The following is a 26,396-nucleotide window of genomic DNA, read 5'->3' on the forward strand; positions in this document are numbered from 1 at the left end:
TATAAGGAGGTCTTCACATTGGATAGCTCAAATAAATCTATTAAACCTCAGACTGCCCATATTATTTCTCATACTCACTGGGACCGGGAATGGTATCTTCCATATGAAAAGCATCATGTACGCCTGATTAAACTGGTCGATGAATTGCTGGATCGATTGGATGAGGATGGTGAATTTAAGAGTTTTTATCTTGACGGACAGACAATCATTCTGGAAGATTATCTTCAAGTTCGTCCCGAGAATCAAGATCGTCTACAAAAACATATTACGGAAGGTCGTCTACTGATTGGACCTTGGTATATTCTGCAAGATGCTTTCCTTACCAGCGGAGAGGCAAATGTACGTAATATGCAGATTGGTCATCAGGATTCGAAGCGTTACGGTGAACCTTCTAAGATCGGTTATTTTCCGGACACCTTTGGTCTAGTGGGTCAGACTCCACAATTAATGAAGCAATCAGGCATCAATAATGCCTTTTTTGGAAGAGGTGTAAAGCCGACTGGATTCAACAATACAGTATCGGACGGTGGATATGAATCTTCGTTCTCCGAGCTGATATGGGAAGGTCCGGATGGATCGAAAGTGCTTGGAATTCTATTTGCGAATTGGTATTCGAACGGAAACGAAGTGCCAGTGAATGAAGCGGAGGCAAAAGAGTTCTGGGAGAAGAAGTTAGCAGATGCTCGGAAATTTGCCTCTACAGGCGAGTTGTTATTCATGAACGGCTGCGATCATCAACCAGCTCAACTGGATTTGCCGGAGGCTATTGAAACTGCGAAGCGGTTATATCCAGATATGGAGTTTATCCATTCCAACTTCCCTGATTACCTTAAAGCTGTAGAGGATGTAATGGATCACAACAATTTGTCGACCGTAAAGGGCGAACTGCGGAGCCAGCACACTGACGGATGGGGGACGTTAGTGAATACCGCATCTGCTCGTGTCTATTTGAAACAGATGAATCAGGGAGGGCAAGTCTTGCTTGAAAAGGTGGCCGAGCCACTCGCTTCATTCGCACATGTATTGGGCAAAGATTACCCTCATCATCTGTTCACCTATGCCTGGAAGACGCTAATGCAGAATCATCCTCACGATAGCATTTGTGGCTGCAGCGTGGATGAGGTACATCGCGAAATGGTAACCCGGTTTGATAAAAGCCGTCATGTAGCAGAGACCATTGTTGATGATAGTAAGCGCATGATCGCTGAAGCTGTGGATACGTCCGGTTTTGCAGCATATGGTGAAGAAGTGCTTCCGTTAGTAGTCATGAATATGACAGGGGGGAGACGCACGGGTACAGTGAGCATAGAAATTGATGCGGCACGTCTATATTTGCGAGAGGGTTTCTCTCTAGAAGAAACAGCCAGCCGTATGAAAGATATTGACTTAAACGGTCGTGAATTAGTAGACGATCAAGGGAATGCCATTACATGCCAGATGGAGGATTTGGGTCTTCAGTTTGGTTATGATTTGCCTGACGATAAATTCCGCCAGCCCTATATGTGCCGCCGAGTAAGACTTACCTTTGAAGCTGTGCAAGTTCCGGCGCTGGGTCTTCGTGCATATGCGTGGGTTCGTCGTGCTAACGCAGGGTTGCCTATAGCTCCTGAATCTTTGCTTCAAGGGGATCGGGTGTTGGAGAATGAGGCCATCAAAGTAGTGATCCATGATAATGGTTCATTTACGCTAAGTGACAAAGCCAGTGGCATGACCTACCGGGATCTTGGTGTGTATGAGAACACAGGTGATATCGGGAATGAATACATGTATAAACAGCCAGAGGGTGAACAAGCTTTAACGACCAAGGGACTACAGGCGAATATTTGCGTTCTGGAAAATACACCTTATCGAGCATCTGTGGAAATTAAGCATGACTGGGAGATTCCAGCCTCAGCAGATAATAAGCTGGACGAGGAACAGCGTGCCCTTGTGTACTACCCGGAGCGGAAAGCGCAGCGCAGTAGTGACACAGTCATTCTTAAACTTCGTACCGTAATTAGCTTGGAGCGGGGCGGGAAGGGGCTGCATATCGAAACGACGATAGACAATAAAGCCAAAGATCACCGGATTCGTGCGCTATTTCCGACAGATTTGAACGCCGCCACACATCATGTGGATTCGATGTTTGAGGTTGCGGAGCGGAATATTGAGCCAGCTACAGAATGGATGAATCCGAGTAACACGCAGCATCAGCAGGCCTTTGTTGATATCAGTAATGAAACAGCCGGTCTAACTGTCGCTAACTTTGGATTAAATGAATATGAAGTGCTAAGAGATGGTCGTAACACCATTGCGATTACATTACTCCGTAGCGTGGGTGAACTGGGAGACTGGGGTTTGTTCCCAACTCCAGAAGCGCAATGTCTCGGAGAGCACGTTGTACGTATGGAGCTCATCCCACACACAGGAGATGGTATAACCTCAGGTGCTTTTGCTGAAGCTTATCAATTCCAGATTCCTTGGGTCGTATGTCAGACTGATGTACATGAAGGAGCGATTGCTCCGGTGTATACTCCATTCGAATGGGAGAGTCAGGAGCTCGCATTTTCCTCTCTAAAAATGAACGAGCAGACTGGAGACCTACTGCTTCGCTGGTACAACATGAGTCAGCAGAGTACCGACCTGACCATCCGTTCAACGATACCGCAGCAGTATTTCTATAAGACGTCGATCCTGGAAGAGGAGAGCCACCCACTCTCTAGCGAAGAGAAAGGTAGTTCGGCCTTACAGATCGGTCCATGCGAAATTGTAACGATTGGTATTCGGAGATAATATGAATATAAAGACGATAGTTAACCTAAGCAAGCTTAGGAGCTATCGTCTTTTTTTTGAAAAAAAAGATTGCCAAATATAACTAATAAAATTAAAATTAGTTTGTATAGAAAACTTGGTTTTGTATAATGTTTGAAGGAGGTGCTCACATGGACAAAAAATATTGGGTGCCTGCTTTGGAGAAAGCAGACGGGATTCTACGCCTTGTATCAGAGGAACCCTATAAGCATCGATTAATTGATTTATCCAATCAGCTTGGTATCCATAAGAGTTCTATGTACTCTATTTTGCAGACTATGGAAGTACTTGATTGGGTGAATAGAGATACTAACGATACTTATGCCGTTGGCTCCGCTGCGGGAAGGTGGGGAGATTCCTACTTGCAAGGTCAGGACTTAATCTCATCATTTCACCGAGAAGCTACCGCCACAAGAGATCGTCTGCAAGAGACAGTTCAGTTGGCCAGACTTGAAGGTAATGAAGTGTTGTATCTAGCTAAGGAGGAAGCGCCGACTATGGTCAGGCTAGCATCCGGCCCCGGTATGAAGTTCCCTGCTCATGTGACTGCACTTGGAAAATTGCTCCTGTCGTTCATTGATGATAAAGATCTGGATTCATTGTACCCGATTCAAGAATTAACGAGCGCTACAGAGTATTCATTGAAAACGAAGGCGGATCTGGTTAAGCAACTGCGAATCATCCGCGATGAGGGGATTGCTTTCGATGAGCAGGAAGTTATCGTTGGGTTCAGCTGTGTTTCAGCCCCGATCCTATCTAAATCAGGTGAGGCTATCGCAGCAGTGAGCTGTACCATGCAGCAGCATATCTGGGAGAAAAAGAAGGATGTTGCGGAGGCTGAAATTCGTCATTTGGCGAATCGGTTATCGCTATACCAAGGAGGCAATCATTAATGAGATTAGCCAATAAAGTCATCTTAATTACGGGATCAGGTTCAGGGATCGGGAGAAGCACGGCATTGCTGTTTGCTCGTGAAGGTGCAACTGTAATTGTGAACGATTTAGATGAAGCTAGAGGTATAGAGACTTTGAAGGATATTCATGCAGATGGAGGAAAAGGTCATTTCATCCATGCGGATGTGACCCATGCTGAATCTGTAGAGCAGATGGTAGATCAAATCATTGAACAATATGGTCATATAGATGTGCTTTTTAACAATGCAGGGATTAGCGGAGTAGGCGCTTTGCATGAAGTTGAACCGGATGCATGGGAACGGGTAATTCAGGTTAATATTCGGGGGGTATATTTGCCCTCCAAATATGTGCTTCCTCATATGATGAAACGAAAATCTGGCAACATCATTAATATGTCCTCTTGCGTCGCAGAAATCGGGCTCGCCAGAAGAGCTTCTTATTCAGCTACCAAAGGAGCGGTATTGGCCCTGACGAAATCCATGCAAGTAGATTACGCAGCATACAATATTCGTGTAAATGCCCTTTTACCAGGTACAATCCTAACACCGTTCGTTGAGAATTACTTAAAAACCTCTTACGATAATCCGGAAACTGCGATTGCGTCAATAAAGAAGCGTCAGCTTAGTGAAGAGCTCGGCTTACCTGAGGATGTTGCCCAAGCCGCCTTATTTCTCGCTTCGGATGAATCAAAATTTATGATGGGTTCTCCTCTCTATAATGATGGAGGCGCAACTTTTGGGAAAAATGCCTGAACAGCATTAAAACGATAAAAGGAAGGGGAATTAATAATGAAGTTATTAACATTCGTTAACAATGGTGATTACCAATTGGGGGTCGTAACAGAAAAAGGGATACTGGATGTTGCAAGCGCTTTAATAGATTTGCCTACACAGCATGGGTATTCCGTACCTATGACCGTTCACGAAGTCATTGACGGTGGTGAGGCAGCGGCTTCGAGGTTGGATCAATTCACAACTCAAGCACTGGATATGGCTGGAGAAGACTGTTCATACCTATTAGATGAAGCGAAGTTGACGCTCGGTCCATGCGTGACTCATCCAAATAAAATTATCTGCGTCGGACTTAACTATCGCAAGCATGCGGTGGAAACGAACGCAGCGATTCCTGAGTTCCCGATATTGTTCAATAAATTCAATAACACGTTGACGGGACATGGCGACGATATTCCCGTTCCAAGAGTGACGAAAAAAGTTGATTACGAAGCAGAGCTTGTTATCGTTATCGGCAAATCAACTAAGTACGTTACGAAAGAGGACGCGTTTAACCACGTATTTGGTTATTGCAACGTAAATGATTTGTCCGCACGGGACTTGCAGCTAAGGACTCAGCAATGGCTGTTAGGCAAGTCATGTGATAAATTCTCTCCTCTTGGACCTTATCTAGTTACAGCGGATGAAATCGAAAACCCGAATGATTTAGAGATTAAATGTACAGTCAACGGAGAAATCCGCCAGCACTCCAATACGTCAGATATGATTTTCCAATGCGATGAGATCGTAAGTTATATTTCGCAACATATGACGCTTGTTCCTGGAGACATCATTCTGACTGGAACACCAGAAGGCGTCGTCCTCGGTTATCCGGTAGATCAGCAGATTTACCTGAAGGATGGTGATATCGTCACGATTGAGATTGAGAAGCTCGGCAAGCTGACGAACCGGCTCGTTATGGAAGACTGACAATGTACTCAATTTATGAGGTGAAAGCATGAGAATTGATGCGCATCAGCATTATTGGCAATTAAGTCGAGGAGATTACGGATGGCCTACACCAGAAGTTCCAATACTATATCGAGATTTTATGCCTGATGACCTGACAGAATCATTATTACGACATGGAATCACGAAAACGATTGTTGTTCAAGCAGCGGCTACTGTTGAAGAAACTGAATTTCTACTAAGTTTATGCGAGACCCATGATTCAATAGCTGGTGTTGTGGGCTGGTTGGATTTAGAGCAGGACAATTTTGCGGAAACCTTTGAACTTTTGCGTAAATATCCTCATTTTATTGGCCTCCGATTAATGCTTCAAAGTATTGATGCTGATGAATATTTGCAACGTCCTCATGTTATTCATCATTTAAAATGGTTAGAGACGATGGGATTCCCTGTTGATTTATTGATCCATGCTGCACAATTCCCAGCCGTATTGAAATTGCTCAAGCTTGTGCCAAATTTACATGCGGTCATTGACCATATAGGTAAGCCACAAATTTCCCAGCAAGAATCCTCACCTTGGCAAGAGTGGGTTACGGAGGTCGCGCAATATCCGCAAATGTATTGCAAGCTTTCAGGTATGGTTACCGAAGCAAATATGGCGGCCTGGGTAGAATCTGACTTTAACTTTTATATAAAACACGTCATACATGCATTTAGACTAAACCGAGTCATATTCGGTAGTGACTGGCCAGTGTGCCTGCTTGCAGCAAGCTATGATCAAACAGTAAGCATTTTGTTAAACAATTTACCTGAAGCGCTTACAGAGCAAGAATTAGACGATGTTTTTGGCAATAATGCGATCCGCTTTTATCAATTGGAGACATCACATTTTATTGAAACTGGAGTGTAGCCTATGCAATTACAAGGGAAAGTCGTTATTGTTACAGGCGGTGGCTCCGGGATTGGCGAAGCGACTGCCAAATTATTTGCCAGTGAGGGTGCTAAGGTGATCATTGCGGACTGGAATGAAGCTGAAGCTAAAAGAGTAGTTGAGGATATTCATTCAGTTCATTGTGGGGATTCTGTTGCTTATGCTGTGAAAACAGATGTTTCATCGGAGCTAGAGGTTAAACAATTGGTAGAATGGGTCCTAAATAAGTTTGGCAAGATTGACATTCTATTCAATAACGCAGCTGTTGTATTGCCGAAGTGCTTGGAGGATATTTCTGAAACAGAATGGACTCGTACCTTGGATATCAATTTGAAGAGTGTCTATTTGATGATTAAATTCTGCATTCCTTCGATTAGAGAAAACCGTGGCTGCATCGTGAATATGGCTTCATTAAGCGGATTGGTAGGCCAAAAGCAAAATCCGGTATACTCGGCTTCAAAAGGCGCAATTATTGCAATGACTAAAGCATTAGCGTTGGATTATGCGAACGATGGAGTTCGTGTCAATTGCATATGTCCAGCAGGTGTAATGACGCCTTTATTAGAAGAGTGGATCGGTCAACAGCCCAATCCGGCAACTACAGTACAAGATTTGATCGATATGCATCCATTGGGAAGATGTGCTTCAACGGAAGAGATAGCTAGAGCCGTGTTGTATTTAGCGAGTGATTTATCCGGATTTGTTACGGGTGTAGCGCTCCCTGTTGATGGTGGAGCAGCCTTAGGTTATTAATGAGTTATTGGAAAGGGAGGGGCGGAATGACTCGATATGGGAGTGTTATTCATGTCAAGGATGAGAAGCTAGAAGAATACAAAGCGTTACATGCATCTGTATGGCCAGAAGTGTTGGATAGATTAAGGAAATGCAACATTAAGAACTATTCCATTTTTTATAGAGACGGCTACTTGTTCAGTTATTTTGAATATACAGGGGCTGACTATACGGCTGATATGGCCATCATGGCTGCAGATCCTCGCACACAAGAATGGTGGAGCTTAACAGATCCTTGTCAGTATCCTGTGAAGTCTGCACTAGAGGGTGAATGGTGGGCGAGTATGGATGAGGTTTTCCATTTGGATTGAGTAATCATTTCATTTAAAGCTAGGGAGATGAAAAATATGAAAATTACTAACGTAGAAAGCTTCGTCTTACACGTACCGATTACACCACCAATAACGGATGCAATTAATGTTGCTACGCATTGGGGACTTGCAGGCGTTCGGATTTTTACAGATGAGGGTTTTGTGGGATATGGGTATACAGGAACTTGTGCACATGGTGATGATATGATCGTTGATACGATTGATCGTTATTACGCTCCTTTATTAATTGGCAAAGATCCGTTTATGGTAAAAGAGATTTGGGATGAGCTGCGTTTTGGCAAAATGCATTGGATTGGTAGAGCGGGCGTCACTCATATGGCGTTGGCTGCAGTAGATATTGCACTTTGGGATATTATGGCGAAGGCATCCAACAAACCGCTGTGGCAGTATCTTGGCGGACATAAATCCAAACAAATAAAAGCTTATAATACAAACGGCGGCTGGTTGAACTGGTCCAAAGAACGTTTGATTAAGGACGTTACTGAAATTGTAGAGCAGGGCTTTACTGGAGTCAAAATTAAAGTGGGTAAAGCAGATTCACATGAGGACTATGATCGTTGCAAAGCTGTTCGTAAGGCGATAGGAGATCAAACCATCTTCATGATCGATGTGAACCAACAGTGGAATATCAATACAGCGATGACATGGGGGAAGAAGTTAGAGGAGTTTGATTTGTTCTGGTTAGAAGAACCCTTAAATCCAGATGACATCATGGGACATAAGAAACTGGCCGATGCATTAAATGTACCTATTGCGTTAGGTGAACATGTCTATACGAAATATGCATTCCGGGATTATATCCATCAAGGGGCACTCGAATATTGCCAAGTAGATGTAACACGTGTTGGTGGGATTACGGAATGGCAACAGGTTGCAGGTTTAGCCGCTTCATACGATATTCCGATTTGTCCGCATGTTGGTGATATGGGGCAAATTCATCAGCATTTGGTTGCAGCAACACCAGGTGCGATCATGCTGGAATACATTCCTTGGATACGCCATATTTTTGTGGAGCCGGCTACTGTAGTTAATGGGCACTACATACTTCCTCAAATGCCAGGTGCATCAACGGAGATTATACCAGCGCTGTTTGAGCAGTATCGCGTGAGATAATGAAGTGATGGAAGGGGTTCATAAGATCACTCGCAAGGGTCTCTTCCTGTTAGCGGACTTTCTGTATCCGAACAATCTTGCTTTGATTATCGTCTTTTAAATGATGCTTTAAGCCTACGCTCATAAGTGCTTGATCGCTATACAGTCCTTCCAGTCCGTAAATTCGGAACATGAACAACAAACCCCGCTTTATGCATGTTATATGCAATAAGCGGGGTTTGTTGTTTTTAGCATTTGAGTCAAGAAGAAGACTTACTACGCGTTGGGGAACTGAGATGATCAATCTGCTCGTCTAGAACGGTGCTTGCTTTGCCTAAAAATTGTGAAATGAGGGCCAGTTCTTCATCCGTATAGGAAGCAGCCAATTTAACCATAGCGGTATGAAGTGGCATGTACGTGTCAATGACATCTTCTTTATTTTCATACAACGGGACAATAATTACTTTACGGCGATCATTAGGGTCATTTTGTCTGCGAACGTATCCGTTTTTTTCGAGACGATCTATTAATGCAGTAACGCTACCTGTGGCAAGTCCAGTTAGTTTGGACAGCTCTCCAGCGGTAATGGGGCCTTTTTCACGCAGGATATCCACAGACAAAAAATCATTATTGTATAACCCAAGAGAGGCGGCTACGTTTTGCTGGTATACCACCGTTCGGGTTCCCAGACCACGCATGAGTAAGGTAAATTGTTCTTGCTCTGGTGTAGGTTGTGCTTGTTCATGGCTTGACAAAGGATAACGCCCCTTTTAAAATCTTTATATCTCGTTAATCAAGATATTTGATTATGAAGTTATTTTAAAATGTGTTATTTTACAAATACATTCTATCGAATTAAGCATACTTTTGCAAAAAAAGTAGTATGACAGCATTCGTAAATGGTTATGGATAAGAGATATATCTATGTGTGCTTGCTTTAATTGAGAGGGGAATCATTGTGAAAGAAGCTATTGTTATTAAAGGTGCACGAGAGAACAATCTGAAGAATGTCTCGCTCACGATTCCTAAGTATAAGCTTGTTGTTCTAACGGGACCTTCGGGATCAGGAAAATCGACGTTAGCTATGGATACACTTCAGCGGGAATGCCAAAGACAGTATTTAGATTCCATGGGCATGACTTCAGATACGATCAGTAAACCAAAGGTCGAGTCCATTGTTGGACTGTCTCCATCCATTAGCGTTGGACAGCATGTTACGAATCGTAATCCACGCTCGACAGTAGGGACTGTAACTGACATCTATACCTTTGTCAGGTTTATTTTTTCTAGACTAGGGGAGCGGATTTGCCCTTCTTGCAATGGTAGCATACCACCTTCTTTTGAAGCGAGGGGGCTACTAATAGAAGAAGACGAGGAAATGGAAGGTCAGTCGATGGGCTGTCCGCATTGCGGAGCTGAGCTTGAGAAACTTGGCATGTCACATTTTTCCTTCAATAAGCCGGAAGGGGCTTGTGAAGCTTGTGGTGGACTTGGGTCTGTGGCGACTATAAATGAAGCAGCGGTATTTAATCCAGAGCTTAGCATGAAAGAGGGGGGAGTAGCTTCTCTGAATGGCGTTCATCGGGATATACAGATGCGGATATTAGTAGCAGCGGGAAAACATTTCGGATTTGTGTTTGACCCGGATCAACCGTTGAAGGATTACGGTGAGATTCAGCGTGATTTGCTCTACTACGGGGTGGAGAGTGAAGCTTTTAAACGCCATTTCCCTAATATTAAGCCAATCCAAGGGACGAAGTTTGAAGGTGTTATACCCGGTTTGTGGCGGCGGTATAAGGAGAAGGAAGGTGAGGCTGGTGCGCAGGAGAAAGATGGCGGATTTTTTCATGAGCAGCAATGCCTGGAATGCCTAGGAGCTCGCCTGAAAAAAGAAGTTCGTCTAGTTCGAGTAGCTGACGCATCGATCATAGATGTATCCGACTGGTCGCTTAGTGAGGTATATGAGTGGACGAAAGGACTGGAGGCGGCACTGCCTGCCGAAGGTCTACATCTACTTGAGCCGATCCTTCATGATATGCCTACTAGACTAAAGCGGATTATCGATGTTGGCCTAGGTTATCTTTCCATGAACCGGCAGACAGTCTCTTTATCTGGCGGGGAAGCACAGCGCCTGCGTCTAGCATCACTGCTGGGTTCAGGGTTGACCGGTGTGTTATACATTCTGGATGAACCGACGACGGGACTTCATCCTCGAGATACAGTTGGCCTTATTCGTGTGCTTCAGGAGCTGCGTGATCTGGGGAATACCGTGCTCGTTATTGAACATGATATTGAGATGATGCGTGCTGCGGATCATATTATTGATATGGGTCCGGGTGCTGGATTGCATGGTGGAATCGTTGTTGGTGAAGGTAGTTTAGAAGATTTGATGGCAAGCGAGCTTTCGGTTACAGGAGCTTATCTCAGAGAAGAGCGTCTCGAAGTTCCCACACGTATTCGCCGAAAAGGGAACGGAAAGCAGATCACTATCCGGCAGGCACAGTACCGGAATATTGATATTCAAGAAGTCTCCATTCCACTTGGTTGTCTTGTATCTGTAACAGGGGTTTCGGGTTCGGGTAAGTCCACGCTTATATTTGATATCCTTGCGCAAGGAAACTCTAATGGTCATGAACAAACAGGCTGTAAGGAGATTACGGGTTTAGGTGAAGTCGGGAGCATTGTGATCTTTGACCAATCACCCATGGGTAGAATGCAGCGTTCTAATGTAGCGACCTATACCGATGTATTTACACATCTGCGTCAGTTATTTGCGGCTTTGCCAGAGGCGAAGAAAAGAAAACTGACCTCCAAGCATTTCTCCTTTAACACACCGGGGGGACGGTGCGAAACCTGTCAGGGACTTGGTGTATTGTCCGTAGACATGAACTTTCTGCCTGATCTAGAAATAAAGTGTCACGCCTGCAAAGGAAGAAGGTTTACGGATGAGGTCTTACAGGTAAAGTATGATGGCTTCTCAATCTCAGATCTGTTGGACATGTCTATACAGGAAAGCTTGCCGATTCTTAAGTCGGAGGCCAAAATGGCCGGTATTATTGAGACGTTATGTGAGGTGGGTCTTGGATACCTTAAATGGGGACAATCTGTCAAAACCTTATCAGGCGGCGAGGGACAACGGATCAGGCTGGCCAAAGAGCTGAGCAAGCCATCTAAAAATCATACGCTCTATTTGCTCGATGAACCAACGACAGGTCTACATCCGTCAGACATCAAGCAACTTCATACCTTATTGAGCAAATTGGTAGATACGGGAAATACGGTTGTTGTTGTGGAGCACAGCTTAGAACTGATTCGGGAGTCTGACTGGGTGATCGACATTGGCCCTGAAGGGGGCACAGTTGGAGGTAAGCTTGTAGCTGAAGGCACACCGGAGCAGGTCGCTGAAGTACAGGAATCTTATACAGGGATGTTTTTGAAACGGATTCTGGCTGAGGGGCTTTAATCCATTTTAAATCAGATATCCATTTGGAAAAAAGAGAGTGCCCCGAAGCCATACAATTCATGGCTTCGGGGCACTTCTTTGTGTGTTCCGGCGTATTCACCAAGCCTAGCATTGAGCGGCAGAAGACGAAGCATCTAAACCTCCAAGAAAAATGAATTGAATTTATTGCTGTCGTCATAGTAACATTAGGTTAAGCGCTTAACTTATGTGAAGGGAGGATGCAAAGACTCCAATCCACTTAATATTTATAATGAGGTTAATGCCATGAAAATGACCACGATATATGATGTTGCCAGGGAAGCGGGCGTATCAATTGCTACCGTCTCCAATGCGATTAACGGTAAAGGAAAAGTAAGCAACAAGAAGCGAGATGAAATCCTTGAGGTGATGAAGCGGCTGCAATATCAGCCCAGTGTCATTGCTTCGGCACTAATGGGGAAGAAGACCTATACCATTGGTCTTCTTATTCCAGATGTCTCGAATCCCTTTTTTTCCGAGATAGCTAGAACCGTAGAGGATCTGGCACACTCCGAGGGGTATAGTGTTATTGTGTGCAGCACAGATAACAAAGATGAACGTGTAGAGAAATACATTCGGCTGTTGGAGCAAAAAAATGTTGACGGTATTCTGATCGGAACAGGTGTGGGAAATGCGGATATCTTGGCGCTGCATGTAGAGAAATCCTTCCCCATAGTTATGATCGCTCGGGAGACCGTAGGCATAGCTGTTCACCGTGTATTGAACGATGACTTCAAAGGAGGCACTATTGCCGCAGAACATTTGCTTGAAAAAGGTCATCGCAAGATGGCAGTTTTGTCCGAGGATTTCAATGTAAGCAGCAGCTTTGAGCGGGTCAGGGGTTTCCGCTTTGGATTATTTGAGGCTGGTATTTCACTGGACCCGAAGAATATCTTCGCGTGTGAGTCGAATATCAAAGACGGCAAACGGGTAGCATCCGAGATTCTCCGCGGCGCGGAGCGTCCTACAGCATTATTCTGTTGCAACGACTTGCTTGCCATCGGCGCACTCCAGGCTGCGAAGGAAGAGGGAATATCTGTACCGGAACAGCTCTCTATCATTGGTTTTGACGACACCATTCTGTCAACCGTGACGAATCCAACGTTAACAACTATTGCTCAACCGATGAATCAGATGGTGAAGATGGCATTTGATTTACTGATCGGCAGTCTGGATCATACAGATGATATCAAGCAAAGAATTGTATTGCAGCCTGAACTGGTGATCCGAGAATCCACAGGCAACTCACCCATTAAATAAAGAGGACGGTTATTGAGAACATGGACGAGAAAAGGTTAATTATCTTTTTTGACAGCGGAGATACCATTGTTGATGAATCGACTGAAATTAGGGATGAAGAAGGAATCGTACGGAGTGCGGATCTGATTCCGGGAGCAGATATCACGATTCAAACCCTGCATGAGAGAGGATACACGCTTGCTCTGGTTGCAGACGGTGATGCGCAATCCTTCAAAAATGTATTTAAGCAGCATGGACTAAACGATTATTTCAGCGCCATGATTATTTCCGAGAATATCAAAGCAGTCAAGCCAAGCCCGCGCATGTTCAAGGCAGCTATTGGTGCGCTTGATTTGTCTGAAGCGGATTTCTCCCGTACCGTTATGATTGGCAACAATCTTAGCCGTGACATGAAAGGGGCCAATGCGCTAGGCATCACCAGCATTTTTCAGAGCTGGACGCCCCGTTATTCCCATGAGCCGGCAGATGAGTCTGAGCGTCCGACGTATACAGTTAGTGATCCGCTGCAATTGCTAGAGTTGATTGAGAGGCTGAACGCTGAGCTCAAGTAAGCTGGAGGTCGTTCATTATGCTATTTTTCCATATTTAAATACAAAAAGAGAAACCCAAGGTCATGAGAATGACTGGGTTTCTCATCTTTTTAATCAATCTGCAAGAGTTACAAAGCAATCTTATGATCTAGCAGCTTAATAATCTAGAAGCCGTCCATAATCATGCCATTGACCGTACATTTTATTTTCTTTAGTGTTTGTTATAAATTTATCTAATTTACGCTTAAATAATTCTGGTTGATGTGTATTGCTTTGTATCGTGTCGATCCTGACTCTTTTATAAAGAGCGGGAAAGGTTAAGAAGTTCTCATATACCTGCTGCTCCTCTTTTAACCTTTGTTCTATAACCCTATCGACTTTAAAAGAAGCGAGGTTCATATCCGGAAGTACCTTTCTTCCTTCGTCACTCATTAACCCCAGTTTATCGAGGCGGCGGACACGTTCTTTATTTAATTCTGTCCAAGAGCTTCGTTTGCTTCTGGGAGACAGTCGCTGCGCCAGCTCCGTTTCAGAAACTTTCTTTTTCACTCCATCGATCCATCCAAAGCACAAACATTCCTCAACCACATCCAAATAAAGCAATGTTTCTGGGTTTGGCGTCATACTTACGAGTACCCAACAAGATTTTTCAGTCTTACAATTTTCCTGAAGCCAAGCTCTTAAATCTTCTCTCGATTTCACTGTAATTAGATTTTCAATCTGCATAAATTAAATAGCTTCCGCAGACATCTGATACCAAAAAAGGGAATAGTCATTCATGGTGGAAGCGTGTCCTAACTGACGTAACATAGTAGATATATTACCTCTATGATAAGTCCCGTGATTGGCGGCATGAAGCACAATTTCTGATAGACGTGTTTGCCGGATTCCAGCGAATGGGTTATCAAGTAGAATAGTCTGCTCCAAATCGGTTTGGTTTTGTAACCATTTTTTGTATTGTTCAGATAGCTGGGCAAAAAGATTAGCGTATTCATCAACCGAATTTAGAATGCTCATATTTAGCGGGATACTTTTTTGAAAAGCCTCAGGCATACCAGTGCCTGTTAAAACCAGATACCACATCGTATCAACCGCATAGATATGGCTAAAGGCATGAGCGATGGTGGGAAAAGAGCTATTCACTTCTTGATTTAGCACAGAGGGAGAGATTTCCTTGATTCTTCCCAAGATCGTTTGGTTCGCCCAAATGTGGTAATTAAACATTTCTACTGGATGATTGGTCATTGTATGATCTCCTTTTGAGTTGTGATAGATTATTTTGTAGCTGTTGTTAATATAAAAGAAGAAGTATGACAGCAGACTGTCATACTTCTTCATAAAGATTTAGGGTATTTTGCAGCTGCTTTTTTAAGATACCTCGCAGTGCAAGAGGCTCGAGGACTTCAGCGCCGCTGCCGAAACTTAGCAGAATTGACCATAGCCAGCGGGCTTCCAATGGTTTATACACAGGAATTCGCATCGTCATGCTCTCATCGGTATGAAATTCCTTATCCACCTGGTGAAATTGATCCAGCGCTTCTGCCAAAGCCTCAGGTCCCACCCGGATTACGACTTCCTCAACCTGATCGGCCCTGTTTGAACAACCGGCCTCTATGGGTACCTCATGTTGTGAATGAAAGGTATTCTGTGTCAGAAGCAAATTCATCATCCGGGATAGCCGGAACTCTCGATAATCCTGTCGTTCCTGGCAATAACCATAGATATACCAGTTGCTATATTTAAAATGAAGCTTTACTGGTTCCATATCACGGGTTGTGCGTTCGTTTTTTACATTGATGTAATCAAAACGGACGATATTTCGTTCCGTAATAGCCGTACGTAAAAGAGAAAGTGCATCGGGATCCATACGTCGAGTTTCAAAATCCACCGCTAGACTAGAAGTCTGTTGTTCTGTTCCAATCGTTTGCAGCCGTTCAATGGTTCCTTGCGCTTGCTCGTCTTCAAACACGGAAGAGAGACTGTTCAACACGGTAATCAAAGAAGTGATATCATACGACCGGAGAAGGCTTTTATCCATTTTATATCCGTCCATGATGCCATATCCGCCTTTAGTTCCCTGATACGATACGACCGGAATGCCTGCGGCACAAATGACATCGATATCCCTATAGATAGTTCTCTGGGAAACCTGAAACTCTTCAGCGAGCTTGGAGGCAGATAAAACTTCGTGGTTCAACAGCTTGTAGATCATAGAAATCAAACGTTCCAATTTCATTTGTGTATTCCCACCCATTAGTCCATTTCGTGTTACTGCATGATTATAGCATAGATTTTTCAAGCTAATTTGGGTGAGGATTTTGGTGGTATTGCACAGGAAAGTACTAATTGTACCTCACAGAGAAAAAGATTGACAAAATATGGTTGGCGGGTTAACTTGTGAATATAAAATAAAATTATTCATAAAACCATAAAAGCGAGTTGAGATGTATGCCTAAGAAATTCACAGAACAAGAAAGAGAATGGATTAAACATAAATTGTTGACAGAAGGTCGCCGCTGTTTTGAAGTACATGGCATTAAAAAAACTAGTGTTGAAGAATTAACAAAAGCTGCCGGGATTGCGCAAGGTTCGTTTTACATGTTCTTTGGATCGAAAGAGGAATTATTCTATCACATATTGCTTGAAGAGGAACAACGAATTCGTAGTACAATGTTCGATTCATTTAGCGTAGGCGTGCCTGTAAACAAGGAAGAAATCAGATTATTTTTACTGAAATCTTTCCGCATGATGGAAGAGAGTCCGATCGTCCGCCAGATGTTCGTAAGAAGCGAAATGGAGCAGCTATTAAGAAAGTTACCTAATGAGTTGTTGGAACAAAATTTTACAGAGGATAAAGACTTTTTTATTCCTTTCATTCAATCATGGCAAGCCGAAGGTATCATGGTTGGGATTGACCCGGAATTAATCGTAAGCATGATTCGCTCTGTAGTCCTCCTGTCTTTGCATAAGGAAGAGATCGGTGATGAACGCTATCAGGCAACTATAGAGCTTTTGATAGGGGTTCTGGCTGAGGGGATGACTTCTTTGAAAGAGAATAAGACTGGGGGAGTATGAAATGATCGAAGTGAAGGAGCTTCATTTTACCTACCCAAAAATAAAAGAGCCAACCCTTAGTGGACTTAACTTTTCCATACCTCAAGGAGAAGTGTTTGGTTTTCTCGGTCCTTCGGGAGCGGGTAAAAGCACAACACAAAAGATACTAATTGGAGTCTTAAAAAATTATCTCGGCAGCGTTAACGTAATGGGCAAGGAAATAAGAAATACCGGACCGGAGTATTTTGAGCGAATAGGGGTAGCTTTTGAGTTTCCAAATTTCTATTCGAAGTTTACTGCGCTGGAAAATTTGCAGCTATTTCGCTCTCTGTATTCAGGGAGAACAGCGGAACCGAGGTTTCTCCTGGAGCAAGTAAATCTCACTGAAGCTGCAAATTTGAAGGTCTCCCAGTTATCGAAGGGGATGAAGATGCGGCTGAATTTCTGCAGAGCACTCTTAAATAACCCACATATTCTATTTCTGGATGAACCCACTTCCGGGCTCGACCCTGTTAATGCGAAACGAATGAAGGATTTAATCCTGGAAAAAAAGGCAAATGGGACAACTGTAATTATTACAACACATAATATGCAAGCCGCGGAGGAGCTCTGCGACAGGGTCGCTTTTATTGTAGACGGTCAGATTAAGTTGATTGATTCTCCTCGGGAGCTTAAGCTTCTAAATGGAAAAAAACGAGTGCGTCTGGAATACCGCCATCATAATGAAGTTAGAAATGAGGAATTCTCACTTGATGATATAGGGGAGAACGAATATTTCTTAAAGCTTGTTCGTGAGCATCCAATAGAAACCATTCATTCGCAGGAGGCGTCTTTGGAACAAATATTTATTGACGTAACTGGGAGGCAGTTAACATGAGATTCAGATCTGCGTTTGCCTTTGACATCCGGTTTCAATGGCGGCATGGGTTTTATTGGATCTACGTCATTATCTGTGCGTTTTATTTGGTATTGCTGCATCATATTCCTGATCATTATCGAGAACAAACGATGTTGTTATTGACCTTTAGCGATCCGAGTGCTTTGGGGCTTATTCTCGCAGGGGGGATTGTGCTGCTGGAAAGAGACCAGGGCATCCATGATCCTTTATTTGTTACTCCGATTCGTGTTAGGGAATATTTGCTTTCAAAAGCAGGCTCATTATCTGTACTCTCCCTGTTAGCCGCTTGGGTTATTCATGTAATAGCAAGCGGGATTCCGCAATCCCCGTTTGGCTTTTCTACTGGAATCATTCTAACGTCAAGCTTTATGACGCTATTGTCGATTGGAGTTGTGGCTCGTTGCCAGACAATTAATGGTTTCATTCTACTCTCACAAGTATTCGCATTGCCTTTTATACTTCCTTTGCTTGGTTATTTTAAGGTGTGGAACTCCAAACTTTTTTTATGGCTTCCTACGGAAGGAACACTTCGCTTGTTGAGTTCGGGAACCTCGGCTATGTCATTTGGCAATTACATCTACTCCATATCGATATTACTGCTATGGAATGTTGTGATGTACGTATGGGCAAAAATGTCCTTCGAAAATCATGTAATGATGCGCATAGGTAAGGGAGGAGCAGGAAAATGAAGAAGTATCGTATGCTTTTTATAAGCGATATCCGGCATACTGGTTTGGACCCAGTGCTTATGGTCGGCATCTTTGCTCCTTTAGCACTTCTAGTCGTCTCAAGATTTGGATTTCCAATGATAGCCGATTGGCTTACGAACGGTTATGCTTTAGATTTATATAAATATAGTAGCTTTGCTGCGATTTTTTTAGTCATGACCTTTCCCATGCTAACTGGTATGATGACAGGTCTTTTAATGCTTGATGAAAGAGATGAGAATGTCATCTCTTATTACGCGGTTACACCATTAATGCGCAGAGGGTACATGGTGTATCGTCTAGTTCTTCCATCTCTACTCTGTACATTTCTTTCATCGCTATTTTTTATAGTCTCCGGCTTATCTAGCTTCCAATTAGAGCATATATACATCCTTATACTATTAGCATTTGAAGCCCCTTGTTTTGCATTATTCCTAGCTTCTTTCGCTGCAAATAAGGTAGAAGGTTTAGCTTTATCAAAGATCGGTGGTCTGTTTATAGCAGGACCAATCGTAGCTTATTTTGTTCCATCACCATGGCAATTTATCGGTGCGTGGATTCCAACCTATTGGCCTGCTAAGTTATTTTTTGTTATAGAAGCTTCTAGTGGTTTTATTGTGCTTGCATACTTTATGGTGGGAATTCTATTTCACTTGAGTCTTCTGAGCATCATGATCAGGATTTTTATTAAAAGAGCTGATTGATTAACCTCTTCCAAGCAGCTTAGGCAACAGCGTTAGAAGCTTTTCACGTGTTAAAGCATCTCCATAGTTCCATTTGCTTCCGTCAAGCAGATAAGCTTGCCCCTTACGTACAGCGGGTATATTCTTCCATAGTAAGCTGTCTAGTAGTTTCTCCATAGCAACTCGCGAGTCTTGACGTTCCGGAATAAGCATAAAGATATGATCTCCGGCGTAGAAAGGCAGCCTTGCTGGATCGACCTCTGCAAATCCTAACTCTCCATCGAGAATCGCTTTGATCTCATCTGTGGGCTGTAAACCGTTAGGGGCATAGAGAGCAGTAGACAAACCGGACATTCCCATAGCATATAGATGATTTCCGTGGTCATAAATCAATGCAGAAGCTGTTTCTCCAGGTCGAAGAGTATTCATATAAAGCTGCTGCCACATGGCAGCATTTTTTGCTGCGAATGAATCCAGCCATGCTTCTGCTTCGTGCTGCTTACCCAACCAGCTTCCAAGTGTCCGCATACGGTGTTCAAGTGGAGCAAATGAATCAAAGGTAAGTGTCGGGGCGATGTCGACGACTGCTCGATAGGCCTTATCATCTGAATTAGCTATAATAATTAGGTCAGGATTTAATGAAGCGGTAAGCTTCGGATCCAGAGGAAAGCCAACGTTAGAGAGCTTTTTAAGTCGATGTTTATAGACTCTGTTCCATGCAAAGACTTCATCTCCTCCGATAGGCTTTATACCTAATGCGAGCAGGTCGCCAAGCGTCTCACCATGGTAGACAATGCGCTTTGGATGCTCCGGAATATCCACCACATGACCAGTCCAGTCTTCCACAGTAAGCTTCCGACCTTGCTGATGCGCATATTGTCCTGGTGTAATTCCAGTCTTTTGACGAAACCGGCGACTAAAATAATATTCATCGGAGAAGCCAACTAGTCGAGCAATCTCACGCAGCGGTTCAGCGGATTCCAGAAGGAAACGCTTCGAATGGTTAATTCGCAGTTCGGTCAGGTAATCGAGCGGTCTTTTTCCGGTAAGCTTTTGAAAGATCGGAGTATATTGCCACAATGTTATCCCTGCGAGCTCAGCCAGTTGCTTCACGGTGATACTCTCCGTATAGTGATCTTGCATATATTGGATGGTCTTTTCCACGGAATCCGCGGGACTTGGCACCTGCTCGGAAGGATAATTATGCTCAAAGAGTAAGAGCAGCAATTCTTGGAATTTTAATTGCCGCTTAAAAAAATGCACATCATCGGCATTTTTTTTGCTCATAAGCAGATCTTCCGCAAGGCGGATTACCCTAGTGAACGGGTGGACAATTAGCTCCTGCCTACCCGGAAGGAGTTCCTCTGAATAATATTCGGGAAACTCGGCATTATTAATTGCAGTAAAAGTGATGAGATAATAATAAAGAGTCGTCTCTTGATTGTCCGTGCTATAGGAAGTTCCAGGAGATAGGAGATAACACGTATCTGTAGTCAGTGTTATGGTTTGATCGCTAAGGATCAGCTGTCCACTACCGCCAGTGAATATTAGAAGTCTATAAAAGTGAGTTGTAAGAGTCTTAGAGTAAGAGCCTGCCGGTTGAATATGTAGTTCCGCATCAGTCAGCTGAAACAGCAACGAGCGGAGCGGTGCAGCGACGGGTAATGTTTGCAGCAAGAGGAAGCCTCCGTTCATTTGGTGAGAATCATTATCAATTAATTCATTGTATATAAAATAAAGAAGCATATCAACAGCTGTTGACATGCTTCTTGCAGTTTTCTATCAGCTAAGTGCCAAACGCTTCATGAAGGTGAAAATTATTTCATATTCAAAAGCTGTGGGAGTTCACCGAGCAGCCATTCTCTTGTTGTTGCATCACTTGAAGTCTTCATAATATCTTGAGTATAGACATATCCGTTCTTGACGGCAGGGAGACCTTTCCAGATCGGACTCTTTAATAGAGTAGCTGTGGATTGCTTGGCTTCATCGGCCACAGGAGTTAGAATGAAAATCCGATCTCCGGCATATTCTTTAAGCACTTCCATGGATACTTCCTGGAATCCCATACCTTCATCAAGTACCTTCTGAATCGCTGGGGTTGGCTTGAAGCCATTCTCTCCATAAAGGACTTGCGAAAGTCCGGTCGTCGCCATAACAAATAGTCTGTCACCAGGATAATAAGTAAAGACCGAAGCTGTTTCTCCTTCTTTTATGCCCGCTGCCTTTAATTGTTCCCACATGGCATCTTCACTCGTTTTATACTTAGCCAGCCATGCCTCTGCTTCGGTCGTTTTCCCAAGAATTCCACCAATATCAAGCATCCGTTCATTTAGTGGGGCAAATGTATCAAATATTATCGTGGGTGCGATTTTGGACAGCTGCTCGAAATCAGCTTCATCAGTTCCTGCATAGATAATCAAATCAGGCTGAAGTTCCAGCGTCTTTTCAAGATTGATAGGGAACCCTACATCTTCGACACCTTGTAGCTGATCTTCAAAAACCTGACCCTCACCCATGGAAAGTGGATATCCTACCGCTTGCACACCAAGTGCGAGTAGATCACCATAGGTTTCTCCTGAATAAATCACGCGCTTCGGGTTAGCAGGTATTTCTACGGTATGGCCTATGTAATCCGTGTAGGAGCGAGTAGTTGCCGCAGTTTCATTAGTGCCCTTGTCGGATGTTTCTGGAGAAGGTACAGTGGTAGCTGAAGTATTATTTCCGGCTGCGTTCGACGCATTGTTCTTGGCTGGTTGTTCTCCTGAGTTTCCGCAGGCGAGTAGTAATGTGGTCATCAGAAAGAGTACACATAATACAGCGAACGGTTGTCTTACCTTATTCATATAATATTGCCTCCCTAAAATATGTAGCGATCACCAATAATGATAATCATTCTCGACGAAAACTATCATAAATTAAAGTCTCCTTTTACTCAATGGACAAAACACATTAAGGCTATTTGATTTGTACAAGCCTATTGTTATTGGAGTTGATAGCCAGAAAAAAAGTTTGATAAGGCTAAGAAGTCATTGAGGAGCACGCAAAACTCTGTCGGTGAGATTGAAATAAATAGAACAAGGCCGTCTTGTTTGGTAGGAACCAACCAGAGACGGCCTTTTTTAATAGATGAAATTAGAGAAGAGAAAGGGTGAAACGGAATGCATATGGGCGATTAGCCGGCAGAGTGAACTCTTCGTGGGTTGGTGCACCCCAGCTGTCGTCACCCCCAACTCCCATTTGCTTGTAGTTGACTCTCAGTACGCTTTTGTTCGAGACTGGCAATTTATATACGTGATCATGTGCTTCCAATTCCTCGGGTTTCCAAGGCAGAGCATTAATCTCCATAGGGATTGCACTATCAAAATAAAGTCCTGATCCGTCGTTGCCATCTGTAATCGAAGCAAATCTGACATCCGTCTTATTGCCGCACTCCTGCGGTCTGAGATAAGGGATGAACTGGTCACTGACTTTGCCCGTATAGCGGCCAAGTGGTGCTCCGGTCTGTCTGTCCCAATAATTCTCGTGGGGTCCACGGCCGTACCATGAAAGGGTATCGAGTCTTCCAGCAAGCACGAACATCATTCCGAACTCAGGAATTTCTGGCAGATCGCTACTACCCGGATTCAGTTCTTGCAGGATCTCTAAAGATCCGTCAGGGCGAATCTCATACTGAATCAGAAGGGTGGAGTACGGATTCGTTGGCAGAAGGTAAGTGGTGGAAACGAAACAGAGATTTCCTTCAGTTCTATATACCATGCTCAACAGATTCCGCTCATTAGAAGCCTGCTTCCACACTGCACAGCGCTTTGGCAATCCATTGCCAAGATCATTATCCGTGACCGCTCTCCAGAAGTTAGGTCTTACGGGCTCAAGCAGATGTTCTTTACCGGCAGCATGGTATGAGTTTAGCTCACCAGTTGTTGTATTAAAGTTTAGAGTGAAATTCCCACCCTGTACGGTCAATGCACCTTCATGTTCCTGCACATGTAACGTTCCATCCGTTGTCTTTGGAGCCTTTGCCACGATACGCGGGGACAGAATAAACTGTTCCCAAGCAATTTCGTGTTCAGCATCAGCCCAAGAAGTTTCTGAACGCTGAATAAAGGAGAGATTCAGAATAGCTTCATGATCACATCTATGTGAAATCAGTTCATAAGGGATAGTGCATTCAACGATTTCTCCTGGTGCAGCAGAGATTTGCAGCAAACCTTCTTGCGCAGTTACTCCGTCTAAAGAAACTTCCCATTTAAATTCGTACTGTTCAATGTCGGTAAATAAAAAGTTATTATGAATCTGAAAGAGACCTTCACGGATATTTAAAGCAGTTACTTTAATATTTTGATAGCATTTTTTGACCTCAAATAGCTTTGGAGTAACCGAACGATCGGCAAAAAGTAATCCGTTTCCGCTAAAGTTTCCATCATGTGGCGACTCACCAAAGTCACCGCCATATGCTAAATATGGGACACCTTCGGATGTTTTGGTTCGGATAGCCTGATCCACCCAATCCCAAATAAATGCACCTTGAAATACATCGTACTTGTCAAACATATCGGTGTATAGGTGTAATCCACCGCAAGAATTCCCCATAGCATGGCTGTATTCGCAGATGATGTAAGGCTTCTGAGGATGACTTAGCGCATATTTTTCAACATCGTGCGGTTTAGCATACATAGTCGACTCTATATCACTAGCTGCTTCTGACTCTCTGCAATGGAAGATCCCTTCATAATGAACAGGTCGTGTTGGGTCAGCTTCTCTAAGATAGTCATGCATGGCGATAAAATTATCACCACCGTAGGACTCATTCCCCAGTGACCAGATGATAACCGAAGGATGGTTCTTGTCTCTTTGCATCATGGAGTTGCAACGGTCAATCACATTGGCCCGCCATTCCGGTTTGCTAGCAGGTACATTTCCCTCATGTATACCTTGTTGCCCATACTGCCAAGTACCGTGCGTTTCCAGATTGGTTTCATCGATTACGTAAAGTCCATATTCATCACAAAGCTCATACCAAACAGACTGATTCGGGTAGTGAGAGGTCCGAACCGCATTAATATTATGTGTTTTCATCAGTTTGATATCTCGGATCATGTCGTTTTTGGATAGCGCACGTCCTGTGTCACAAGAGAACTCGTGCCGGTTAACGCCTTTAAGTACGATTCTTTTGCCGTTGATCTTCATAAGTCCGTCCTTGATCTCAAAGGTACGGAATCCGACCTTACAGCTGACCGTTTCAGTAGAGTTTCCTTTATCGTCAATCATGGAGAGAACCAATGTATACAGATACGGTGTCTCAGCACTCCACTTATAAGGATCTTCTACATGCTCAGAAAGCTTGAAATGCTGAACGCCCTCTTGATCTATGGAAGTGACTGTAGATACTGGTGACTCCCATACAGGTTGATCCTCTTTATTGTATAGCTGCATTTGGAGTGTATAAGGGTTTAGTTTCTCGTTAAAATAATTCTCCACTTTGATGTCTACGTTTAAATTCGCATGTACGAAAGCTTCATCTAGCTCGGTTTTAACGAAAAAATCAGCAACATGAACAGAAGGGGCCGTGTACAGATAGACCTCCCGGAAAATACCGCTAAGCCGCCAAAAATCTTGATCCTCCAGCCAACTGGCATCACACCAACGATAGACCTCGACAGCTAGTTTATTATCACCAGCAATTAAATAAGGGGTAATATCGAACTCGGAAGGTGTAAAGGTGTCTTCACAGTAACCAACCCGTTCTCCGTTTACCCATACATAGAAAGCGGATTCAACCCCCTGAAAGCTAAGGTATACAGGCTGATCGATCCAAGATTCAGGTACAGTAAAGGTTCGGATGTACGAGCCTACGGGATTATATTTTGTCGGAGCAAAGGGGGGCTTGAGATCAGGTTCAGATTCCGCCCAAGGATATCGGACATTCGTATATTGCGGGTAATCATACCCATGGAATTGCCAGTGCGAAGGTACAGGAATCGTAGCCCAATTGCTGGAATCGAAATCAGCTTTATAGAAATCCACGACCCGTAGATCCGGTGTTTCGGAAAAAGAGAACTTCCAAATACCATTAAGCGTTTTGTAGTATGGCGAGGCTTCTTTATCTCCCACCAGGGCTTGCGTTAGATTGCTATAAGGGATCATGGAAGCATGTGCATCCAAGCGATTTAGTTCGAAGATTTCCGGATTATTATTCCATTCTGGATAACCGTTTGCAGGAGGCTGGTAAACAAATTTTGCTCGCATGAGTAAATCTCCTTTATAATAGTGATGTTATTATATTCATATTATAAATTGGAGTAATGGTAAGAGATATAAAAGATTTTTCATCCAATATAACAAAATATGAAACGGGTGATCAGATGGAGAGTAAAATAATCTTTTGCCAAACGGAAGATACAAATATGCTGCCGCTGTATGCTACAACCATTGGATTTTGGGAGCATCAGGCAGAAACCTTACGTCCTACCGGATTTCCGGATTATCAAATACATCATATTCACGAAGGCAAAGGCGAACTTGTCATTCAGGAGAAGCGATATATTGTGGGTTCAGGGGATGTATTCTTTTTGTTCCCGAATATTACGCATTCGTATGCGCCAATCAGCAGTAAGTGGAAGCTGTCATGGATTTCATTTAATGGTAGAGAGGCCGGTCAAATGCTGCTGTACGCAGGAATCCGCGAATCAGGCCCTGCAAGGTTGAAGGAGGATAAGTGGCTAAATCCTTTAAAAGAAATGCTCAACTTGTCAGATAGTAATGAACTGGAAACGAATCTGGAACGATCCAAACAACTATACGCGCTGCTGCTGGATTTAAAAAGCAACCTAGTTTCTCCTCTAAACGAGGCTCTTGAATTGGAGCGAATTAAACCGGTATTGCGACATATAGAAAGGAATCTTCATAGGACCCTCCCATTAAAGGAACTTGCGGAGGTTATTGCAGTGTCGCCACAGTATTTATGCAGGCTTTTTCAAAAAACAATTCATGATCGACCTGTAACCTATATCAACAAGCAACGTATTAACTTGAGTAAACAGCTAATGTTCAATGAACGAGATAAAAAAATGTATGAAATTGCTCAGTTAGTGGGCTTCGAAAATGCCAGCTATTTTTGTCTAGTGTTTAAGCGGTTGACTGGAATGAGTCCAGAGCAATTTAAACAGCTGCATGGTTTGGACTAGAGTAATAGAGAATGCCTCTAAGCCCTATGATAAACGCTTACTTGTTAGCGTCTAGCACTCCATGATATA

General features: G+C 43.5%; 23 protein-coding genes. 16 read left to right on the forward strand and 7 right to left on the reverse strand.

The window, feature by feature from the left end; translation table 11 throughout:
• The first annotated feature begins 18 nt into the window (after positions 1–18).
• The 8 genes from PAENI_RS01625 to PAENI_RS01660 all read left to right on the forward strand — a co-directional run bounded on the left by PAENI_RS01625 (position 19) and on the right by PAENI_RS01660 (position 8,551).
• Positions 19–2,772, forward strand: coding sequence for an alpha-mannosidase (locus tag PAENI_RS01625; RefSeq protein ID WP_262495472.1), 2,754 nt, complete (start codon positions 19–21; stop codon positions 2,770–2,772).
• A 149-nt stretch (positions 2,773–2,921) separates the two neighbouring features.
• Complete coding sequence (locus tag PAENI_RS01630) at positions 2,922–3,683, forward strand: IclR family transcriptional regulator (RefSeq protein WP_149644031.1); 762 nt, start codon at positions 2,922–2,924, stop codon at positions 3,681–3,683.
• Positions 3,683–4,456 (forward strand): SDR family NAD(P)-dependent oxidoreductase, encoded by a 774-nt coding sequence (locus PAENI_RS01635; RefSeq protein ID WP_149644032.1) that lies wholly within the window; start codon positions 3,683–3,685, stop codon positions 4,454–4,456. Before PAENI_RS01630 ends, PAENI_RS01635 begins: the two co-directional genes overlap by 1 nt.
• Before the next feature lie 36 nt (positions 4,457–4,492).
• Positions 4,493–5,404 (forward strand): fumarylacetoacetate hydrolase family protein, encoded by a 912-nt coding sequence (locus tag PAENI_RS01640; protein WP_149644033.1) that lies wholly within the window; start codon positions 4,493–4,495, stop codon positions 5,402–5,404.
• Positions 5,405–5,432: 28 nt separating this feature from the next.
• The gene (locus PAENI_RS01645) at positions 5,433–6,293 is read left to right on the forward strand and encodes an amidohydrolase family protein (RefSeq protein ID WP_149644034.1); all 861 of its coding nucleotides are present in this window, start codon (positions 5,433–5,435) and stop codon (positions 6,291–6,293) included.
• A gap of 3 nt (positions 6,294–6,296) precedes the next feature.
• Positions 6,297–7,067: an SDR family NAD(P)-dependent oxidoreductase gene (locus PAENI_RS01650; RefSeq protein ID WP_149644035.1), complete on the forward strand. Its 771-nt coding sequence runs from the start codon at positions 6,297–6,299 to the stop codon at positions 7,065–7,067.
• Positions 7,068–7,093: 26 nt separating this feature from the next.
• Positions 7,094–7,417: an L-rhamnose mutarotase gene (locus PAENI_RS01655; RefSeq protein WP_149644036.1), complete on the forward strand. Its 324-nt coding sequence runs from the start codon at positions 7,094–7,096 to the stop codon at positions 7,415–7,417.
• 36 nt (positions 7,418–7,453) lie between these two features.
• Positions 7,454–8,551 carry a mandelate racemase/muconate lactonizing enzyme family protein gene (locus PAENI_RS01660; protein WP_149644037.1) on the forward strand — a complete coding sequence of 366 codons (1,098 nt, stop codon included), beginning with the start codon at positions 7,454–7,456 and terminating at the stop codon, positions 8,549–8,551.
• Positions 8,552–8,790: 239 nt separating this feature from the next.
• Here PAENI_RS01660 and PAENI_RS01665 read toward each other — a convergent pair whose 3' ends face one another.
• Positions 8,791–9,228 (reverse strand): MarR family transcriptional regulator, encoded by a 438-nt coding sequence (locus tag PAENI_RS01665; protein WP_231573481.1) that lies wholly within the window; start codon positions 9,226–9,228, stop codon positions 8,791–8,793.
• Between the two features lie 260 nt (positions 9,229–9,488).
• Here PAENI_RS01665 and uvrA point away from each other — a divergent pair, with 260 nt between their 5' ends.
• The 3 genes from uvrA to PAENI_RS01680 all read left to right on the forward strand — a co-directional run bounded on the left by uvrA (position 9,489) and on the right by PAENI_RS01680 (position 13,822).
• Positions 9,489–11,993 carry an excinuclease ABC subunit UvrA gene (gene uvrA / locus PAENI_RS01670; RefSeq protein WP_149644038.1) on the forward strand — a complete coding sequence of 835 codons (2,505 nt, stop codon included), beginning with the start codon at positions 9,489–9,491 and terminating at the stop codon, positions 11,991–11,993.
• Between the two features lie 264 nt (positions 11,994–12,257).
• The gene (locus PAENI_RS01675) at positions 12,258–13,271 is read left to right on the forward strand and encodes a LacI family DNA-binding transcriptional regulator (protein ID WP_149644039.1); all 1,014 of its coding nucleotides are present in this window, start codon (positions 12,258–12,260) and stop codon (positions 13,269–13,271) included.
• A 20-nt stretch (positions 13,272–13,291) separates the two neighbouring features.
• On the forward strand, positions 13,292–13,822 hold the full coding sequence (locus PAENI_RS01680; protein WP_149644040.1) for an HAD family hydrolase: 531 nt from the start codon (positions 13,292–13,294) through the stop codon (positions 13,820–13,822).
• A 135-nt stretch (positions 13,823–13,957) separates the two neighbouring features.
• On the opposite strand, the gene PAENI_RS01685 is transcribed toward PAENI_RS01680, so the two are convergent.
• From PAENI_RS01685 to PAENI_RS01695, 3 genes are all read right to left on the reverse strand, one after another.
• The gene (locus tag PAENI_RS01685) at positions 13,958–14,527 is read right to left on the reverse strand and encodes a YdeI/OmpD-associated family protein (protein ID WP_149644041.1); all 570 of its coding nucleotides are present in this window, start codon (positions 14,525–14,527) and stop codon (positions 13,958–13,960) included.
• 3 nt (positions 14,528–14,530) lie between these two features.
• Positions 14,531–15,046: a DinB family protein gene (locus PAENI_RS01690; RefSeq protein WP_149644042.1), complete on the reverse strand. Its 516-nt coding sequence runs from the start codon at positions 15,044–15,046 to the stop codon at positions 14,531–14,533.
• 79 nt (positions 15,047–15,125) lie between these two features.
• Positions 15,126–16,037: a helix-turn-helix transcriptional regulator gene (locus PAENI_RS01695; protein ID WP_149644043.1), complete on the reverse strand. Its 912-nt coding sequence runs from the start codon at positions 16,035–16,037 to the stop codon at positions 15,126–15,128.
• A 212-nt stretch (positions 16,038–16,249) separates the two neighbouring features.
• On the opposite strand from PAENI_RS01695, the gene PAENI_RS01700 reads away from it, so the two are divergent.
• The 4 genes from PAENI_RS01700 to PAENI_RS01715 are packed head-to-tail and all read left to right on the forward strand — an operon-like array spanning position 16,250 to position 19,164.
• A complete protein-coding gene (locus PAENI_RS01700; RefSeq protein ID WP_149644044.1) occupies positions 16,250–16,876 on the forward strand; it encodes a TetR/AcrR family transcriptional regulator in 627 nt (208 codons plus the stop codon).
• Position 16,877: 1 nt separating this feature from the next.
• Complete coding sequence (locus tag PAENI_RS01705; RefSeq protein WP_149644045.1) at positions 16,878–17,732, forward strand: ABC transporter ATP-binding protein; 855 nt, start codon at positions 16,878–16,880, stop codon at positions 17,730–17,732.
• Positions 17,729–18,442, forward strand: coding sequence for a fluoroquinolone export ABC transporter permease subunit (locus tag PAENI_RS01710; RefSeq protein ID WP_149644046.1), 714 nt, complete (start codon positions 17,729–17,731; stop codon positions 18,440–18,442). The genes PAENI_RS01705 and PAENI_RS01710 overlap by 4 nt, the downstream gene beginning before the upstream one ends.
• Positions 18,439–19,164 (forward strand): hypothetical protein, encoded by a 726-nt coding sequence (locus tag PAENI_RS01715; RefSeq protein ID WP_149644047.1) that lies wholly within the window; start codon positions 18,439–18,441, stop codon positions 19,162–19,164. Before PAENI_RS01710 ends, PAENI_RS01715 begins: the two co-directional genes overlap by 4 nt.
• On the opposite strand, the gene PAENI_RS01720 is transcribed toward PAENI_RS01715, so the two are convergent.
• From PAENI_RS01720 to lacZ, 3 genes are all read right to left on the reverse strand, one after another.
• Positions 19,165–20,907, reverse strand: coding sequence for a helix-turn-helix domain-containing protein (locus PAENI_RS01720; protein ID WP_262495473.1), 1,743 nt, complete (start codon positions 20,905–20,907; stop codon positions 19,165–19,167).
• 53 nt (positions 20,908–20,960) lie between these two features.
• Positions 20,961–21,986 carry an ABC transporter substrate-binding protein gene (locus PAENI_RS01725; protein WP_149644048.1) on the reverse strand — a complete coding sequence of 342 codons (1,026 nt, stop codon included), beginning with the start codon at positions 21,984–21,986 and terminating at the stop codon, positions 20,961–20,963.
• Between the two features lie 289 nt (positions 21,987–22,275).
• Complete coding sequence (lacZ, locus tag PAENI_RS01730) at positions 22,276–25,389, reverse strand: beta-galactosidase, LacZ type (protein WP_149644049.1); 3,114 nt, start codon at positions 25,387–25,389, stop codon at positions 22,276–22,278.
• A gap of 116 nt (positions 25,390–25,505) precedes the next feature.
• Here lacZ and PAENI_RS01735 point away from each other — a divergent pair, with 116 nt between their 5' ends.
• Positions 25,506–26,327: an AraC family transcriptional regulator gene (locus PAENI_RS01735; RefSeq protein WP_149644050.1), complete on the forward strand. Its 822-nt coding sequence runs from the start codon at positions 25,506–25,508 to the stop codon at positions 26,325–26,327.
• Positions 26,328–26,396: the final 69 nt, after the last annotated feature.

It is taken from the genome of Paenibacillus sp. B2(2019) (assembly GCF_008370385.1).
Taxonomy (GTDB): Bacteria; Bacillota; Bacilli; order Paenibacillales; family Paenibacillaceae; genus Paenibacillus_AQ.

Excerpts from the sequence above, each read along its gene's own strand:
- PAENI_RS01630 (WP_149644031.1), top strand. The coding sequence starts at position 2,922 with ATGGACAAAAAATATTGGGTGCCTGCTTTGGAGAAAGCAGACGGGATT.
- PAENI_RS01635 (WP_149644032.1), top strand. The coding sequence starts at position 3,683 with ATGAGATTAGCCAATAAAGTCATCTTAATTACGGGATCAGGTTCAGGG.
- PAENI_RS01640 (WP_149644033.1), top strand. The coding sequence starts at position 4,493 with ATGAAGTTATTAACATTCGTTAACAATGGTGATTACCAATTGGGGGTC.
- PAENI_RS01645 (WP_149644034.1), top strand. The coding sequence starts at position 5,433 with ATGAGAATTGATGCGCATCAGCATTATTGGCAATTAAGTCGAGGAGAT.
- PAENI_RS01650 (WP_149644035.1), top strand. The coding sequence starts at position 6,297 with ATGCAATTACAAGGGAAAGTCGTTATTGTTACAGGCGGTGGCTCCGGG.
- PAENI_RS01655 (WP_149644036.1), top strand. The coding sequence starts at position 7,094 with ATGACTCGATATGGGAGTGTTATTCATGTCAAGGATGAGAAGCTAGAA.
- PAENI_RS01660 (WP_149644037.1), top strand. The coding sequence starts at position 7,454 with ATGAAAATTACTAACGTAGAAAGCTTCGTCTTACACGTACCGATTACA.
- PAENI_RS01665 (WP_231573481.1), bottom strand. The coding sequence starts at position 9,228 with ATGCGTGGTCTGGGAACCCGAACGGTGGTATACCAGCAAAACGTAGCC.
- PAENI_RS01675 (WP_149644039.1), top strand. The coding sequence starts at position 12,258 with ATGAAAATGACCACGATATATGATGTTGCCAGGGAAGCGGGCGTATCA.
- PAENI_RS01680 (WP_149644040.1), top strand. The coding sequence starts at position 13,292 with ATGGACGAGAAAAGGTTAATTATCTTTTTTGACAGCGGAGATACCATT.
- PAENI_RS01685 (WP_149644041.1), bottom strand. The coding sequence starts at position 14,527 with ATGCAGATTGAAAATCTAATTACAGTGAAATCGAGAGAAGATTTAAGA.
- PAENI_RS01690 (WP_149644042.1), bottom strand. The coding sequence starts at position 15,046 with ATGACCAATCATCCAGTAGAAATGTTTAATTACCACATTTGGGCGAAC.
- PAENI_RS01695 (WP_149644043.1), bottom strand. The coding sequence starts at position 16,037 with ATGAAATTGGAACGTTTGATTTCTATGATCTACAAGCTGTTGAACCAC.
- PAENI_RS01700 (WP_149644044.1), top strand. The coding sequence starts at position 16,250 with ATGCCTAAGAAATTCACAGAACAAGAAAGAGAATGGATTAAACATAAA.
- PAENI_RS01705 (WP_149644045.1), top strand. The coding sequence starts at position 16,878 with ATGATCGAAGTGAAGGAGCTTCATTTTACCTACCCAAAAATAAAAGAG.
- PAENI_RS01710 (WP_149644046.1), top strand. The coding sequence starts at position 17,729 with ATGAGATTCAGATCTGCGTTTGCCTTTGACATCCGGTTTCAATGGCGG.
- PAENI_RS01715 (WP_149644047.1), top strand. The coding sequence starts at position 18,439 with ATGAAGAAGTATCGTATGCTTTTTATAAGCGATATCCGGCATACTGGT.
- PAENI_RS01720 (WP_262495473.1), bottom strand. The coding sequence starts at position 20,907 with ATGTCAACAGCTGTTGATATGCTTCTTTATTTTATATACAATGAATTA.
- PAENI_RS01725 (WP_149644048.1), bottom strand. The coding sequence starts at position 21,986 with ATGAATAAGGTAAGACAACCGTTCGCTGTATTATGTGTACTCTTTCTG.
- lacZ (WP_149644049.1), bottom strand. The coding sequence starts at position 25,389 with ATGCGAGCAAAATTTGTTTACCAGCCTCCTGCAAACGGTTATCCAGAA.
- PAENI_RS01735 (WP_149644050.1), top strand. The coding sequence starts at position 25,506 with ATGGAGAGTAAAATAATCTTTTGCCAAACGGAAGATACAAATATGCTG.